General features: G+C 72.2%; 15 protein-coding genes and 1 pseudogene. 9 read left to right on the top strand and 7 right to left on the bottom strand.

The window, feature by feature from the left end:
* The first annotated feature begins 32 nt into the window (after positions 1–32).
* The gene (locus BLT97_RS28235) at positions 33–1,322 is read left to right on the top strand and encodes a sensor histidine kinase (RefSeq protein WP_093615119.1); all 1,290 of its coding nucleotides are present in this window, start codon (positions 33–35) and stop codon (positions 1,320–1,322) included.
* A 13-nt stretch (positions 1,323–1,335) separates the two neighbouring features.
* The gene (locus tag BLT97_RS28230) at positions 1,336–1,980 is read left to right on the top strand and encodes a response regulator transcription factor (RefSeq protein WP_093615117.1); all 645 of its coding nucleotides are present in this window, start codon (positions 1,336–1,338) and stop codon (positions 1,978–1,980) included.
* A gap of 72 nt (positions 1,981–2,052) precedes the next feature.
* Here BLT97_RS28230 and BLT97_RS28225 read toward each other — a convergent pair whose 3' ends face one another.
* On the bottom strand, positions 2,053–2,880 hold the full coding sequence (locus BLT97_RS28225) for a transglutaminase-like and tetratricopeptide repeat-containing protein (RefSeq protein ID WP_093615115.1): 828 nt from the start codon (positions 2,878–2,880) through the stop codon (positions 2,053–2,055).
* 3 nt (positions 2,881–2,883) lie between these two features.
* Positions 2,884–3,891, bottom strand: a complete 1,008-nt coding sequence (locus BLT97_RS28220; protein ID WP_093615113.1) for a GNAT family N-acetyltransferase — start codon at positions 3,889–3,891, stop codon at positions 2,884–2,886.
* Positions 3,892–4,031: 140 nt separating this feature from the next.
* On the opposite strand from BLT97_RS28220, the gene fdxA reads away from it, so the two are divergent.
* Both fdxA and BLT97_RS28210 read left to right on the top strand, forming a co-directional pair.
* A complete protein-coding gene (gene fdxA / locus BLT97_RS28215) occupies positions 4,032–4,352 on the top strand; it encodes a ferredoxin (protein WP_018089397.1) in 321 nt (106 codons plus the stop codon).
* A gap of 139 nt (positions 4,353–4,491) precedes the next feature.
* A complete protein-coding gene (locus BLT97_RS28210) occupies positions 4,492–5,592 on the top strand; it encodes a bifunctional succinyldiaminopimelate transaminase/glutamate-prephenate aminotransferase (protein WP_093615111.1) in 1,101 nt (366 codons plus the stop codon).
* Between the two features lie 85 nt (positions 5,593–5,677).
* On the opposite strand, the gene BLT97_RS28205 is transcribed toward BLT97_RS28210, so the two are convergent.
* Both BLT97_RS28205 and BLT97_RS28200 read right to left on the bottom strand, forming a co-directional pair.
* Positions 5,678–6,193 (bottom strand): ATP-binding protein, encoded by a 516-nt coding sequence (locus tag BLT97_RS28205; RefSeq protein ID WP_093615109.1) that lies wholly within the window; start codon positions 6,191–6,193, stop codon positions 5,678–5,680.
* A 416-nt stretch (positions 6,194–6,609) separates the two neighbouring features.
* Positions 6,610–7,542 carry a heavy metal transporter gene (locus BLT97_RS28200; protein WP_245769581.1) on the bottom strand — a complete coding sequence of 311 codons (933 nt, stop codon included), beginning with the start codon at positions 7,540–7,542 and terminating at the stop codon, positions 6,610–6,612.
* A gap of 74 nt (positions 7,543–7,616) precedes the next feature.
* Here BLT97_RS28200 and dapE point away from each other — a divergent pair, with 74 nt between their 5' ends.
* Positions 7,617–8,744 carry a succinyl-diaminopimelate desuccinylase gene (dapE, locus tag BLT97_RS28195; protein ID WP_093615107.1) on the top strand — a complete coding sequence of 376 codons (1,128 nt, stop codon included), beginning with the start codon at positions 7,617–7,619 and terminating at the stop codon, positions 8,742–8,744.
* Positions 8,745–8,886: 142 nt separating this feature from the next.
* Positions 8,887–9,636: an LOG family protein gene (locus BLT97_RS28190; protein WP_093615105.1), complete on the top strand. Its 750-nt coding sequence runs from the start codon at positions 8,887–8,889 to the stop codon at positions 9,634–9,636.
* Between the two features lie 10 nt (positions 9,637–9,646).
* On the opposite strand, the gene folP is transcribed toward BLT97_RS28190, so the two are convergent.
* Positions 9,647–10,516 (bottom strand): dihydropteroate synthase, encoded by an 870-nt coding sequence (gene folP, locus BLT97_RS28185; protein WP_093615103.1) that lies wholly within the window; start codon positions 10,514–10,516, stop codon positions 9,647–9,649.
* 100 nt (positions 10,517–10,616) lie between these two features.
* Here folP and BLT97_RS38675 point away from each other — a divergent pair.
* Both BLT97_RS38675 and BLT97_RS28175 read left to right on the top strand, forming a co-directional pair.
* Positions 10,617–11,045, top strand: a pseudogene (locus BLT97_RS38675) (DivIVA domain-containing protein); the annotation flags it as partial.
* Between the two features lie 149 nt (positions 11,046–11,194).
* Positions 11,195–11,776: a DNA-3-methyladenine glycosylase I gene (locus tag BLT97_RS28175; protein WP_093615101.1), complete on the top strand. Its 582-nt coding sequence runs from the start codon at positions 11,195–11,197 to the stop codon at positions 11,774–11,776.
* A gap of 76 nt (positions 11,777–11,852) precedes the next feature.
* Here the strand turns inward: BLT97_RS28175 and chcB are convergent, their stop codons facing one another.
* Positions 11,853–12,653, bottom strand: a complete 801-nt coding sequence (chcB, locus tag BLT97_RS28170; protein ID WP_093615099.1) for a 2-cyclohexenylcarbonyl CoA isomerase — start codon at positions 12,651–12,653, stop codon at positions 11,853–11,855.
* Between the two features lie 366 nt (positions 12,654–13,019).
* Between chcB and BLT97_RS28165 the strand changes: the two genes are divergently transcribed.
* Complete coding sequence (locus BLT97_RS28165) at positions 13,020–13,187, top strand: DUF3117 domain-containing protein (RefSeq protein WP_003966491.1); 168 nt, start codon at positions 13,020–13,022, stop codon at positions 13,185–13,187.
* A gap of 120 nt (positions 13,188–13,307) precedes the next feature.
* On the opposite strand, the gene BLT97_RS28160 is transcribed toward BLT97_RS28165, so the two are convergent.
* Positions 13,308–13,952, bottom strand: coding sequence for an O-methyltransferase (locus BLT97_RS28160; RefSeq protein ID WP_093615097.1), 645 nt, complete (start codon positions 13,950–13,952; stop codon positions 13,308–13,310).
* Between the last annotated feature and the right edge of the window lie 115 nt (positions 13,953–14,067).

Below are 14,067 nucleotides of genomic sequence, written 5' to 3'. Positions count from 1 at the left end.
GGCGTGCGCGGGCCGGGCGATGATTCCTTTCCATGAGCGAGAGAACCGAGGACATCGAGCTCCCGATCGGCCGCCCGCCCACGAGCCGCCGCGTGGCCCTGTCCAAGATGGTGTGGATCGGCATCTGGCTGGTCTTCCTGGCCGCCCCGGTCAAGGACCTGGCCGACGGCCGCCACACCGCCGCCGCCACGGCCCTGGGCTGGCTGGGTCTGGCCGCCTTCGTCGGTGTGTACCTCTCCCTGGTCTTCCGCTTCACCTCCCGTATCGGCTCCTGGCTCGTCCCCGGCCTCTCGCTGCTCTTCCTGTACGGGCTCGGCGCGACGCTCGCGTACGGCCTCGGGGACAGCTGGCTCGGTCTGTTCGTCTACGTCTCCGTGGCGGCGGGCGCGGTCCTGCCCTTCCGGCACGCGCGCTGGGCGATCCCGCTGGTCACGGTCACGATGGTCCTCGTCGGCAGGCGCACCGAGCCGGTCGGCGAAGTGGTCGCGTCCCTCGGCCTGTTGACGCTGATGATCGGCTTCGCGATGTGTGGCGTACGGCAGCTCGTACGCACCACGATCGAGCTGCGCGAGGCCCGCGCCACGGTCGCGGAACTCGCCGCCACCCAGGAACGGCTGCGCCTGGCCCGGGACCTGCACGACCTCCTCGGGCACTCCCTGTCGCTGATCACGCTCAAGAGCGAGCTGGCGGGCCGGATGCTGCCCGGCCACCCCGAGAAGGCCGCCGAGCAGGTCGCCGACATCGAGCGCGTCAGCCGCCAGGCCCTGGCCGACGTGCGCGAGGCCGTCACGGGCTACCGCCGCGCCACGCTCCCGGGCGAACTGGCGGGCGCGCGCACGGCGTTGACCGCGGCCGGCATCACGGCGACGGTGCCCGCCGCCGCGCCCGACCTGCCGGCCGCCGCGGAGGAGGCCCTCGCCTGGGCGCTGCGCGAGGCGGTCACCAATGTCGTACGCCACGCGGACGCGTCCCGCTGCACCGTGGACCTCGTCGTCCGCCAGGGCCTGGACGGCAGGTCCTGCGAGCTCGTCGTGGAGAACGACGGCACGGGCGGCGCCAGCGGAACCCGGGGTGGCGGAACGCCGAGTGGCGGCACCCTGGGCAATGGAACCCCGGCCAACGGAACCCGGGAGAACGGAACCCGGGAGAACGGAACCCGGGGCAACGGCCTGACCGGCCTCGCGGAACGCCTGCGCGCGGTCGGCGGCACGCTGGACGCGGGGCCTGTCCGCAAGGGCTTCCGCCTGCTGGCCCGCGTACCGCTGGACGACCGGGAACCACCACCCGCGGAAGAGAACCAGGCCACGCACGGCGGGACATGACAGGATCCCGCCCATGACCACCTCCAACCCCACCTCCCCCTCCGCCCCCGCACCGATCCGGGTCCTGCTCGCCGAGGACCAGTCGATGGTCCGCGAGGCCCTCGCCGCGCTGCTCGGTCTGGAGCCCGACATCGAGGTGGTCGCCCAGGTGGCGCGCGGCGACGAGGTCGTGGACGCGGTGCGGGCGCACACGCCGGACGTGGCCCTCCTGGACATCGAGATGCCGGGCGCCACCGGCCTGGAGGCCGCGGCGCTGCTGCACGTCGAGTTCCCGGACCTGAAGCTGGTGATCCTCACGACCTTCGGGCGCCCCGGCTACCTGCGCCGCGCGATGGAGTCGGGCGCCTCGGCCTTCCTGGTCAAGGACGCCCCCGCGGCCCAACTCGCCGCGGCGGTGCGCAAGGTGCTCGCCGGCGAGAAGGTCATCGACCCGGCCCTCGCGGCAGCCGCACTCGCGGAGGGCGCCGACCCCCTCACCGACCGGGAGCGCGACGTGCTGCGCGAGGCGGCGGACGGCGCCACCAACGCCGAACTGGCCGCCCGCCTCCACCTGTCCCAGGGCACGGTCCGCAACTACCTGTCCACGGCCATCCAGAAGCTCGCGGCCCGCAACCGCGCCGAGGCGGTACGGATCGCCCGCGACAAGGGCTGGCTGTGACCGCAGCCCCGCGGGCGCACGTGCGGTGCCGGCCCGACGCGTGCGGCGGCCCGACTCCTGGAGCCGTCCGGCCTAGTTGAGCCGCGCCCGGGCCGCCCGCGCCTCGCCCCGTACGAGATCGGCGGCGCCCCGCTCGACCCCGTCCAGGATCTCCGCGTACTGCTCCAGCTCCTCCGCACCCCGTACGAACTCACCGCGCTGCACCAGCAGTTGAGCCCGCTCGTAGCGCAGCCGTGCCGGGTGCGAGGGCAGCAGCAGGGACAGGTCCACCGCCCACAGCGCCACCCCGGACTGCTCGGGGCGGGCCGCGGCCCAGGCGCGGATGTTGTTCAGGATCCGCAGCACGATGTCCAGCGTGGACGCGGGCCGCAGCATCGACGGATCCAGCGGCGCTCCCGTCGCCCCGGCCACGAGCAGCGAGGCGTCCGTGGTGCTCAGGACCCGTCCGCCGTCGAACGGGTCGGCGAGCAGCGGCTCCTCGCCCACCTCGCCGAAGCCGACCGTGAAGTGCCCCGGCAGCGCGACCCCGTACACCGGCGCCCCGGCCCTGCGGGCCACCTCCATCCACACCACCGAAAGCAGGATCGGCAACCCCCGCCTGCGGCGCAGCACTTCGTGCAGGAGCGAGGACTCCAGGCGCTGGTAGTCCGCCGGCGCCCCGCGGAACCCGCAGCGCTCACCGAGCAGGTCGCCGACCGCACGGGCCCACGCGGCGGGCCCGCCCGGCCGGTACGGCACCATGCCGGCGAGCCGGTCCAGCTCGACCTGCGCCGCGTCGATCGCCGAGGAGTCCGCCGCGCCCTCGGCCTCCGCGCCGATCAGCAGGCACAGGAGCGCGAGGTCCGGCCGCTCGGACCTGGCCTCCTCGGCGAACTGGGCACGCCAGTCGGGGGTGTTCATCGCTCAGGCCGGATCCGGGGCGCGGTGGAAGTGGTAGTGGTGGTGCGGCGCGAAGCCCATCCGCTCGTACATCGCCAGGGCGGCCGTGTTGCCCGACTCCACCTGGAGCCAGGCCGCCGAGGCCCCCTCGTCCAGGGCCTGCCGCGCGAGCGCCGTCATGACGGCGGTGGCCAGGCCCTGACGCCGGTACGCGGGGTCGACCTCGACCGCCATGAATCCGGCCCACCGCCCGTCCACCACGCAGCGCCCGATCGCCGCGGGCGCCCCGCCGCCCTCGGCGGGCACCGACGCGAACCACACCGAAGGCCCGTTGTGCAGCACCTTGAGCACCGCCGGAGACCCCTGCCCGAACCGCTGATAGCGGCTCAGCCACTCCTCGTCGCAGCTGCGCGCGAGGTGCACGCGCGAGGCGTCGGCGTCGAGGTCGCCCACCGGTGCGAGCGCCCCGGTCCACACCTGCGCCGGGGTGTGCGGGGCCCACCCGTGCTCCTCCAGGGCCGCGCACAGCAGCTCCTGCGTGCCCTCGGCACCGGTGGCGGTCTGGATGTCCGCGTGCAGCCCGCGCTCCGCGTACCACTGCCGGACGCGCGGCAGCGCCTCGTCGAGCGGCATGCCGGGGTCGCCGAGCGCGAGCACCGAGTTGGCCCGCCGCGTGAACCCGTCCGCGAACCGCAGCTCCCAGCCGCCGAGCGTCCCGCTCTCGACGGGCTGCCAGCTGCGCGCGGCCACCCGCGCCAGCTCCTCGAAGGAGGCCGCGGGTCCGCGCCGCCGGGCCGGAGCCGCGGGGACGACTTTGCCCGCGACCAGCAGCGATTCCGGAATGCGGACAGGTGAGCCGTCACGGCGTGTGACGAGCAGCACACCGTCATTCCAGGATGTGAGAACCCCCACCGTGTCGGTGAACTTCCCGCCGACAGTTCCGGCTTCGGTCAGCGCGCGCACGGAGACCCGTTTGCCCACGTCAGAGCGGTTGATGCGGATTTCGAGAAGTCCGCCACCGATGATTTCCACAGCTCAGTCCGCCCCTCCTGTTCGGATCATGCCCCGGAACGGAGATACTAGGTGCGGGCATCGACGACGCCGCGCTCCCGCGCGCCAGGCGGCGGAGCCTACAGAGGCCCGCCAGCGCCCTATCGAGGAGGAACGACAGCGTGACTTACGTCATCGCGCAGCCTTGTGTCGACGTCAAGGACAAGGCGTGCATCGAGGAGTGCCCGGTCGACTGCATCTACGAGGGCTCCCGGTCCTTGTACATCCACCCGGATGAGTGCGTCGACTGTGGCGCCTGCGAGCCGGTCTGCCCGGTCGAGGCGATCTTCTACGAGGACGACACTCCGGAGGAGTGGAAGGACTACTACAAGGCGAACGTCGAGTTCTTCGACGAGCTCGGCTCCCCGGGCGGTGCCAGCAAGCTCGGCCTGATCGAGCGCGACCACCCGTTCATCGCCGCGCTGCCGCCGCAGAACCAGTAGTCGGCAGGCAACGCTCCACGGTCCCGTACGGCTGCACGACCGCCGTACGGGACCGAGGCGTTTTCTGTACGAAGCGTTTTTTGTACGAAGCGTTTTCTGTACGAGGCGTTTTCTGTACGTACGAGGAAGTGAGCACACCGTGAGCGCCGTCTCCGACCGTCTGCCCGTGTTTCCCTGGGACAAGCTCGAGCCGTACAAGGCCACCGCCGCCGCGCACGCGGACGGCATCGTCGACCTGTCGGTCGGCACCCCGGTGGACCCGGTGCCCGAGCTGATCCAGAAAGCCCTCGTGGCCGCGGCGGACTCGCCGGGCTATCCGACGGTCTGGGGCACGGCCGAGCTGCGCGACGCGCTCGTCGGCTGGTGCGAACGGCGCCTGGGCGCCCGCGGGTTCACCCACCGCAACGTGCTGCCGACCGTCGGCTCCAAGGAGCTGGTGGCCTGGTTGCCCACCCAGCTGGGCCTCGGCCCGGGCGACGTCGTGGCGTACCCGCGGCTCGCGTACCCGACGTACGAGGTGGGCGCACGCCTGGCCCGCGCGGAGTACGTCGCGTACGACGACCCGACGGAACTCGACCCCACGCACCTCAAGCTCCTGTGGCTCAACTCGCCCTCCAACCCCACCGGTCGCGTCCTCGCCAAGGACGAGCTGATCCGGATCGTGGCCTGGGCGCGCGAGCACGGGGTGCTCGTGGTCTCCGACGAGTGCTACCTGGAACTCGGCTGGGAGGCCGAGCCGGTGAGCGTGCTGCACCCGGAGGTCTGCGGCGGCTCGTACGAGGGCCTCATCGCCGTGCACTCGCTCTCCAAGCGCTCCAACCTGGCCGGTTACCGCTTCGCGTTCCTCGCGGGCGACGGCGGCCTGCTCCACGACCTGCTCCAGATCCGCAAGCACGGCGGGATGATGACGGCCGCGCCCGTGCAGGCTGCGGCCGCCGTGGCGCTCGGCGACGACGCGCACGTGGCCGAGCAGCGCGCCCGGTACGCGGCACGGCGCGAGGCCCTGCGGGAGGCGCTGCTCGCGCACGGCTTCCGTATCGAGCACAGCGAGGCCAGCCTCTACCTGTGGGCGACCCGCGACGAGAACTGCTGGGAGACGGTGGCGTACCTCGCCTCGCTCGGCATCCTCGTCGCGCCCGGTGAGTTCTACGGTCCGGCCGGCGACCGCTTCGTCCGCGTGGCGTTCACGGCCACGGACGAGCGGGTCGCGGCGGCGGTGGAGCGGCTCGCCAAGGGCTGAGTCCGGCGACAGGATCGCCCTCCGAACACGCCGAAGGGGCCCGGGAGTTGATCCCGGGCCCCTTTCGCGCGTGTGCGCCGGGGGATCAGCCGCCGATCGGCAGGCCGCCCATCAGGCCGTCGGTGGGCAGACCGCCGCCGGCCACCGGCAGGCCGCCCTTGGTCAGGCTGTCCGTCGGCAGACCGCCCTTGGTCAGACCGTCGGTGGGCAGACCGCTGCCGACCACCGGCAGACCGTCCTCGGTCGCGGCCTTGGCGCTCTCGCCGAGCACCTCGCCGGCGCTGCCCGCGACCTCACCGGCCGCCTTCTGCACGGCGGGCGTAGCCGTCTTGCCGGCCTTGCCGACGGTCTTGCCCGCGGTCGGCACGGCCTTCTTGACGGCCTTGGAACCGGCATCGCCCGCGAGGCCCGTGACGTTCTGAGCAGCACTGTCGATGGTGTCGCCGAGGCCGGCGCCGTCCAGCGCGGTCAGCCCGCCGAGGTCGGGCGTGGCCGGCAGGTCGACGGCGCTCGCGGAGCCGGCCGCACCGACCGCGGAGGCCGCTCCCGCTGCGGTGAGCAGCGCGGCACGGGCGATCCGACGGGTCAGGGGGAGGGACATGATGCTCCTTTTGGACGGGGAAGATCTCTGTTGTGCCCCGCCGGATCCGGGGTGCGGTTCCGGCGTACGGACGCCGTGACTACCGCTCGAAGCGCGGGAAGGTTGCGGTCCGGCAACGTAAAGAGTTGGCAATGCGTGCGATCATCGGCTGCGGCGAAATCCGGGCAAAATCGCCCCGTCGCGCAGGGTCAGGGAAGCGCCACTTCCCTTTGTTGCCAAGGGATTTGAGACTTGAGGGAGAGTACGTAGAAAAACTGGTCCTACGGGTCGCGCGTACGCCGTCGGACTAACTCCGACGGGTGAACGACCGCACGGCTGCCCGCTGACGTCTCGCGCCTGCGAAGGGTGCCGCGAGGTGAGGGAGGAGCGGTCGGGGTGCGGTGCCGGACGGCGTCGGGAAGCGGTGCCGGACCGCGTCAGGAAGCCGTGACGATCAGGACCTGGGACGCGTCCGCGCCTTCGCCGGAGCCGGTCTCGCGCCACTCCCCGTCGTGCTCGCCCGCGACCCACTCGCGCCCGTCGTAGGCGACCCGCTCGAGCCGCAGCTCCGAGGCCTGTGCCACCGCCCACTGCGCCAGCTCCCAGCCGCGCCGCGCGGCGTCGGCACCGGAGGCGGGGGCGGCGACCGGCACGCTGACGGTCCGCTTCTGCTCGGCGGCCTTCGCGTCGTCGGTGACCTCCGCGCCCGCCGTTTCGGTGCGCGGAAGCACCTCGCGCCCGAAGTCCCGCTCCAGAAGGGCACGTACCTTCGCCGGATCGCCGGCCTGCGCGGCCGCCGGACCCTCGCACTTCAGCGTGGCGGCGGACCGCCCGGTGAGCGTGGCCGACAGGAGCGCGGCGTCCGGCTCGTGCTTCGCGTACGCCTGCGGGAAGCCGCTGCGCTGCACCTTCTGTGCGGCGACCGTCAGCGGCAGCCGCGAGTAACCGGGCACATCCTTCAGGCCGTCGTAGAACTTCCCGGCCGAGTACACCGGGTCCATGATCTGCTCGACCGTGCCCCAGCCCTGCGAGGGCCGCTGCTGGAAGAGCCCGACCGAATCGCGGTCGCCGTAGTCGATGTTGCGCAGCCCCGACTCCTGGAGCGCGGTGGCGAGCGCGATGGTGACGGCGCGCTCGGGCATGCCGCGCGAGGTGCCGACGGCGGAGATCGTCGCCGCGTTCTGCGCCTGCTCGTACGTCATCTCGTACGAGGCGCCGCCCGCTCCGAGCACCGTGCAGCGGGGCGCGGGCCTGCCGCCGCCCTCGTACTGGACGAGCAGATAGCCCGCGAGCCCGCACAGCACGACGAGGGCCGCGCCGAACCTCAGGAGACGGCCGCGGCCTGCGACGGCGGGGGACTGACCAGGCACGCCGACCACCGTACTGGAGTCCGAGGGGCAGACGGGCACGGTCGCGCTGCGAAGCGGGCGTTAGGCTCGCCACCATGGCCGACCAGCAGACCTCGCCCGCCCAGCAGAACGTTCAGACCTATGTCCAGCCGAGCTCGCTCGACCTGGACCTCGACGCGGCGAAGCTCACCGCGCAGCTCGTCGACTTCGCCTCGCCCAGTGGCGAGGAGAAGCCGCTCGCGGACGCGATCGAGACGGCGCTGCGCGCCCTGCCGCACCTCACGGTCGACCGCTTCGGCAACAACATCGTGGCGCGCACCGACCTCGGCCACGGCGAGCGCGTCATCCTGGCCGGCCACATCGACACGGTCCCGATCGCGGACAACGTGCCCTCGCGGCTCGACGCGGACGGCACCCTGTGGGGCTGCGGCACCAGTGACATGAAGGCCGGCGTCGCGGTCCAGCTGCGCATCGCGCGGACCGTCCCCGAGCCCAACCGCGACCTCACCTTCGTCTTCTACGACAACGAAGAGGTCGCCGCCCATCTGAACGGTCTGGGCAAGGTCGCCGAGGCGCACCCCGACTGGCTCGCGGGCGACTTCGCGATCCTGCTCGAAGGCACGGAAGGCCTGGTCGAGGGCGGCTGCCAGGGCACCCTGCGCGTCCTGCTGAAGTTCAAGGGCGAGCGGGCGCACTCGGCCCGCGCCTGGATGGGCTCCAACGCCATCCACCGCGCCTCCAAGGCCATGGCCGCGCTGGCCGCGTACGAGCCGCGCAAGCCGGTGGTCGACGGGCTGCGGTTCCACGAGGGGCTCAACGCGGTCCGGGTCGAGGGCGGCGTCGCGGGCAACGTGATCCCGGACGAGGCCACCCTGGTCGTCAACTTCCGCTATGCGCCGGACCGCGACATGGAGAACGCGCTCGCGTTCGTACGGGACTTCTTCGCGGACTGCGATGTGGACGAGTTCGTGGTCGACGACCACTCGGGCGGCGCCCGCCCCGGCCTCACCCACCCGACGGCCGAGGCCTTCATGAAGGTGGTCGGCGGTGAGCCGCGCCCCAAGTTCGGCTGGACGGACGTGGCCCGCTTCAGCGCCCTCGGCGTCCCGGCGGTCAACTTCGGCCCGGGCAACCCGATCTACGCCCACAAGGTGGACGAGCGCGTGGACACGGCGAAGATCCTGGAGGGCGAGCAGGCGCTGCGCGCCTGGCTCACGTCCTGACCCTCGCCACCGCGGTGCCTTCCTGCGTCTTCCTGTGCCTTTCTGACACCGCGAGCACGCCGTTAATTCCGCCCCCGGCCATCTCCTTCGACCTACGCTGAACAGGCACGACCGCACGGCCGTACAGCGGAAGGAGAAGGTCATGGGCAGTCCGGAAGCGCAGGGTCCGCCGGAGGAGCAGTACCTCGGTCCGGTGGTACGGCGACGGGATCAGATCAAGCCCGACACCACCGACCGGCGCCTGCTGGACACCGAGGGCGACTCGGAGTGGGTGCACACCGATCCCTGGCGGGTGATGCGGATCCAGTCGGAGTTCGTCGAGGGCTTCGGCGCGCTCGCCGAACTCCCCAGCGCCATCAGCGTGTTCGGTTCGGCGAGAACCCCGGCCGACACCCCGGAGTACGACTCGGGTGTCGCGATCGGCCGCGCCCTCGTCGAGGCCGGCTTCGCGGTGATCACCGGCGGCGGCCCGGGCGCGATGGAGGCCGCGAACAAGGGCGCGCGCGAGGCGGGCGGCGTCTCGGTCGGCCTCGGTATCGAGCTCCCGTTCGAGCAGGGCCTCAACCCGCACGTCGACATCGGGGTCAACTTCCGCTACTTCTTCGTCCGCAAGATGATGTTCGTGAAGTACGCGCAGGGCTTCGTGGTGCTGCCGGGCGGACTCGGCACGCTCGACGAACTCTTCGAGGCGCTCACCCTCGTCCAGACGCGGAAGGTCACCAGGTTCCCCATCGTGCTCTTCGGCACGGAGTACTGGGGCGGTCTGGTCGACTGGCTGCGCGACACGGTGGTCGCCCAGGGCAAGGCCTCGCAGAAGGACCTGCTCCTCTTCCATGTGACGGACAGTGTGGAAGAGGCCGTCGCGCTCGTGACGAAGGAGACCTCCCGCTAGCGGACGGCCCTCACGCCAGCCCCCGGCGGGCCACCGCCGGGGCCCGGTGGCCGGCGATCGTCGCCACCATGTCGAGCACCTGCCGGGTCTCGGCCACCTCGTGCACGCGGTACACCTGCGCGCCCAGCCACGCCGACACCGCGGTCGTGGCGAGCGTGCCGAGCACCCGCTCCTTGACCGGCTTGTCCAGGGTCTCGCCGACGAAGTCCTTGTTCGACAGCGAGACGAGCACGGGCCAGCCGGTCTCCGTCATCTCGCCGAGCCGGCGCGTGGCCTCCAGGCTGTGCCGGGTGTTCTTGCCGAAGTCGTGCCCCGGGTCGATGAGGATCGACTCGCGCGGCACCCCGAGTTCGGCCGCCCGCTCCGCGAGCCCGACGGTCACCTTCAGGATGTCGGCCATCACATCCTCGTACGCGATCCGGTGCGGCCTGGTCCGGGGCTGCGCTCCGCCCGCGTGCGTACAGACGAGGCCCACCTTGTACCGGGCCGCGACCTCGGCCAGCTTCGGATCCACGCCACCCCAGGCGTCGTTGAGCAGATCCGCGCCGGCCTCGCAGACCGCCTCGCCGACCTCGTGCCGCCAGGTGTCCACGCTGATGATCACGTCCGGGAAGCGGCGCCGGACCTCGGCCACGAAGCCGACCGTGCGCCGCGCCTCCTCCTCGGCGGTGACCTCCTCGCCGGGCCCGGCCTTCACGCCGCCGATGTCGATGATCTCGGCTCCGTCGGCCACGGCCTGCTCCACGCGGGCGAGCGCGGGCTCGTCGCGGAAGGTGGCGCCCTGGTCGTAGAAGGAGTCGGGCGTCCGGTTGACGATCGCCATGATCACCGGTTCGTACAGGCCGAACTCGCGCCCTCCGAGCCGCAGCGGGCTTGGCATCGTCGGTCTCCTTTGGTCTCGCTTCAGTCGCCTGCGACCTTAACTGTCGGCCCCGCATGGCACGATCGGACCCGGACAAGTTTTCTGCCGGGGAGTCCTCGTGTTCTGGTTCCTGCTCATCGCGCTGGTCGTGGTGGTCGCCGCGGTCACGCTCGCCGTGCTCGGCGGCTCCGAGGACGGGGTGCTGTCCGAGGCCCCGCCGCAGTACCTCGTCGACCCGCTGCCCGCCGACCGCCCGCTCGGCCGCGCCGACGTGGAGGCGCTGCGCCTGCCCACGGCCGTACGGGGCTACCGCATGGCCGAGGTGGACGACGCGCTGTCCCGCCTCGGCGCCGAACTCGCCGAGCGCGACGCCCGGATCGCCGACCTGGAGCGCTCCCTCGCGGGCGTCCAGGCCACGGCCGCCTCGGGCCCCGGCCTGTTCGACAAGGGTTATCCGACGCAGAGTGCGGCCGTGGTCGCCGAGCCCGCCGCGGAGCCCGAGGCACCCGCGCCGGCCGACGCGTCCTGGACCGCGCCCGATGACCCCGCAGGCGCGGACTGGACCGCGCCCGAGGAGCCGGGCGGCGTCAGGTCCGACACGAACGGCGAGAACGACGAGGCCGACGACGAGTTCAACCCCTGGCGTCCGCCGTCGGAGAGCGCCGGCGGGCCCGACTCCCCGGAAGGACCGAGGCATTGAGCGGCGCGGCCCTGGCGGGACCCGACGGCGCCCTGCGCTGTCCCTGGGCCCTGTCCACCGAGGACTACATCGCCTACCACGACGAGGAGTGGGGCCGGCCGGTCCACGGCGACGACGCGCTCTACGAGCGGCTCAGCCTGGAGGCCTTCCAGTCGGGCCTGTCCTGGATCACGATCCTGCGCCGCCGGGAGAACTTCCGTAAGGCCTTCGCAGACTTCCGTATCGCCGAGGTCGCGGCCTTCACCGAAGCCGACGCCGCGCGGCTGCTCGCGGACCAGGGCATCATCCGCAACCGCGCGAAGATCGAGGCCACGCTGGCCAACGCGAAGGTGCTCGCGGACTGGTCCCCGGGCGAACTGGACGCGTTCATCTGGTCCTTCGCCCCGGACCCCGCGGGACGGCCGGCGCCCGGCGCCCTGTCCGACGTCCCGGCGATCACGGACGAGTCGACGGCGCTGTCCAAAGCCCTGAAGAAGCGGGGCCTGAGATTCGTCGGACCGACCACGGCGTACGCGTTGATGCAGGCGTGCGGGCTGGTCGACGACCACTTGGCGGACTGCGTGGCGCGCCGCAGCTAGACGCGGTGGCGCGCCGCCGCTGGACGCGAGGAGAGGGGCCGGGCGCGCTGGTCGCGCCCGGCCCCTTCTCTATGTCTCAGCGCCCCAGGTACTGAGGCTTCTCCTTCGCGATGAACGCCTGCACCGCGATCGCGTGGTCCTCGGAGGCACCGGCGCGGGTCTGGAGCTCGTCCTCCTTCTCCAGCGTCTCGGCCAGCGAGTGCGAGGCCGCGAAGGCCAGCGACTCCTTGAGCGCCGCGTAGGCCACGGTCGGCCCGGCCGCCAGGGTGCGCGCCACGGAGGCGGCCTCCTCGGCCAGCCGGTCGGCCGGCACGAGACGGTTCGCGATCCCGAGCTCGTACGCCTCCTGCGCCTTCACCGTACGGGGGAAGAGCAGCAGGTCGGCGGCGCGCCCGGGTCCGACGATGCGGGGCAGCGTCCACGAGACGCCGGAGTCGGCGGTGAGCGCGACCCCCGCGAACGAGGTGTTGAAGGAGGCGGTCTCCGCCACCACCCGGTAGTCCGCGGCCAGCGCGAACCCGAACCCGGCGCCCGCGGCCACCCCGTTCACGCCCGCCACCACCGGCTTCGGCATCTCGGTGAGCGCCCGCATGATCGGGTTGTAGTGCTCGCGCACCGTGCTCATCGTCTGCCCGCTGCCGGACTCGCGGTCGGCGGTCAGGGACCCGACGTGCTCCTTGAGGTCCTGGCCCACGCAGAACGCGCGCCCGGTCGCCGTCAGGAGCACCGCCCGCACCGCGGGGTCGGCGGCCGCCGCCTGCACGGCGTCCCGCAGGGCGACCTTCGCCTCGGTGTTCATCGCGTTCATGGCGTCGGGACGGTTCAGTGTGATCGTGGCGAGCCCCTCGCCCACCTCGTACAGCACGGTGTCGGCCATGGAGGTCCGTCCCCTCGGTTCCGTCTGCGGTTACGTATGAACAGGCATGCGTGCACGCATCGTCACAGCGCATGCGTCACGGGACAGCATGGCTCAGACGGATCACCCCTGGTATGGGTACCGGCGTGTGACGTGCGTCAAAGAATTCACGTCTGCCGGGAGGCGCGAAGCCGAGCAGTATCGCAGCCACATCGCCGAATTGGGTGGTTTTGCTCAAGCGCGTTGCGCAAGCGATGCCGACTGATGTTGGTCATCGGGTCCTGCGATGCGGGATAATGGCTGGGAAGCAATGTGTTCGATGCCGGTGACACTGTGCCCTGCCTGGGCCGCCGGCTGCGTGAGCTGGTTTCAGGAAGGGGAACGAGCATGGCGGCCATGAAGCCGCGGACGGGCGACGGCCCGCTCGAGGTGACCAAGGAGGGGCGGGGCATCGTCATGCGCGTTCCGCTCGAAGGCGGCGGTCGGCTTGTCGTCGAGCTGACTCCCGATGAGGCCGATGCGCTCGGCGACGCCCTGAAGAAGGTCGTCGGCTGACGCATCGTCCGCCCGTTCTTCCACTGCCCCGGCACACTAACAAGTGCCGGGGCAGTGTGTTTTCCGGGGGTTCCACCGAGGGCCCGGGTACCCCTGCGATCCGAGGTCACACCCGAGGGGTCATACGGTGAGCGGCCGCTTGACCGCGCACAGCAGCCCGTCGCCCACCGGCAGCACCGACGGCACCAGCTCCGCGCTCTCGCGCACGGTCCGCAGCAGCTCGCGCAGCCGCAGCACCTCCACGGGCTGGGGCCCCGAGTCCACCGTGCGCCCCTCTGCGAAGACACCCTCGAACACGACGAGGCCGCCCGGCCTGAGCAGGCGCAACGATTCAGCTAGGTAGTCGAGGGACTCCGTGCGGTCCCCGTCACAGAAGACGAGGTCGTATCCGGCGTCCGCGAGCCGGGGCAGCACGTCGAGGGCGCGGCCCGGAATGAAGCGGGCCCGGTTGCTGGCGAAGCCGGCCGCGCGGAACGCGGTGCGCGCGAACTGCTGGCGCTCCGGCTCCGGGTCGACCGTCGTCAGGACGCCGTCGGACCGCATGCCGCCCAGGAGATGAATTCCGGACACCCCGGTGCCCGTGCCGATCTCGGCCACGGCCTTGGCGGCCACCGTCGCGGCCAGCATCCGCAGCGCGGACCCGGTCGCGGGCGACACCGCGCGCAGCCCTGCCTCACGGGCGCGCTGCCGCGCCCAGAGAAGCGCCTCGTCCTCCGCGACGAAGGCGTCGGCGAATGCCGAACTCGGCTGCCGGTTGCCGGTAATGACCCTCTCCCTGTCTCCCCGTGCTTATCTGCGCGTGACTGTATCCGTTGGGCCGGGAACCTGCTGATGGGACCGGGCGTTGTACGGGATGTGCAGGGGCGAGGGGACCCCTCGG

Source organism: Streptomyces indicus (genome assembly GCF_900100315.1).
Lineage (GTDB): Bacteria > Actinomycetota > Actinomycetes > Streptomycetales > Streptomycetaceae > Streptomyces > Streptomyces indicus.
Note: the sequence above shows the minus strand (reverse complement) of the source record. Positions and strands in the feature narration are given on the sequence as shown.

Excerpts from the sequence above, each read along its gene's own strand:
- BLT97_RS28235 (WP_093615119.1), top strand. The coding sequence starts at position 33 with ATGAGCGAGAGAACCGAGGACATCGAGCTCCCGATCGGCCGCCCGCCC.
- BLT97_RS28230 (WP_093615117.1), top strand. The coding sequence starts at position 1,336 with ATGACCACCTCCAACCCCACCTCCCCCTCCGCCCCCGCACCGATCCGG.
- BLT97_RS28225 (WP_093615115.1), bottom strand. The coding sequence starts at position 2,880 with ATGAACACCCCCGACTGGCGTGCCCAGTTCGCCGAGGAGGCCAGGTCC.
- BLT97_RS28205 (WP_093615109.1), bottom strand. The coding sequence starts at position 6,193 with ATGTCCCTCCCCCTGACCCGTCGGATCGCCCGTGCCGCGCTGCTCACC.
- dapE (WP_093615107.1), top strand. The coding sequence starts at position 7,617 with ATGGCCGACCAGCAGACCTCGCCCGCCCAGCAGAACGTTCAGACCTAT.
- BLT97_RS28190 (WP_093615105.1), top strand. The coding sequence starts at position 8,887 with ATGGGCAGTCCGGAAGCGCAGGGTCCGCCGGAGGAGCAGTACCTCGGT.
- folP (WP_093615103.1), bottom strand. The coding sequence starts at position 10,516 with ATGCCAAGCCCGCTGCGGCTCGGAGGGCGCGAGTTCGGCCTGTACGAA.
- chcB (WP_093615099.1), bottom strand. The coding sequence starts at position 12,653 with ATGGCCGACACCGTGCTGTACGAGGTGGGCGAGGGGCTCGCCACGATC.
- BLT97_RS28165 (WP_003966491.1), top strand. The coding sequence starts at position 13,020 with ATGGCGGCCATGAAGCCGCGGACGGGCGACGGCCCGCTCGAGGTGACC.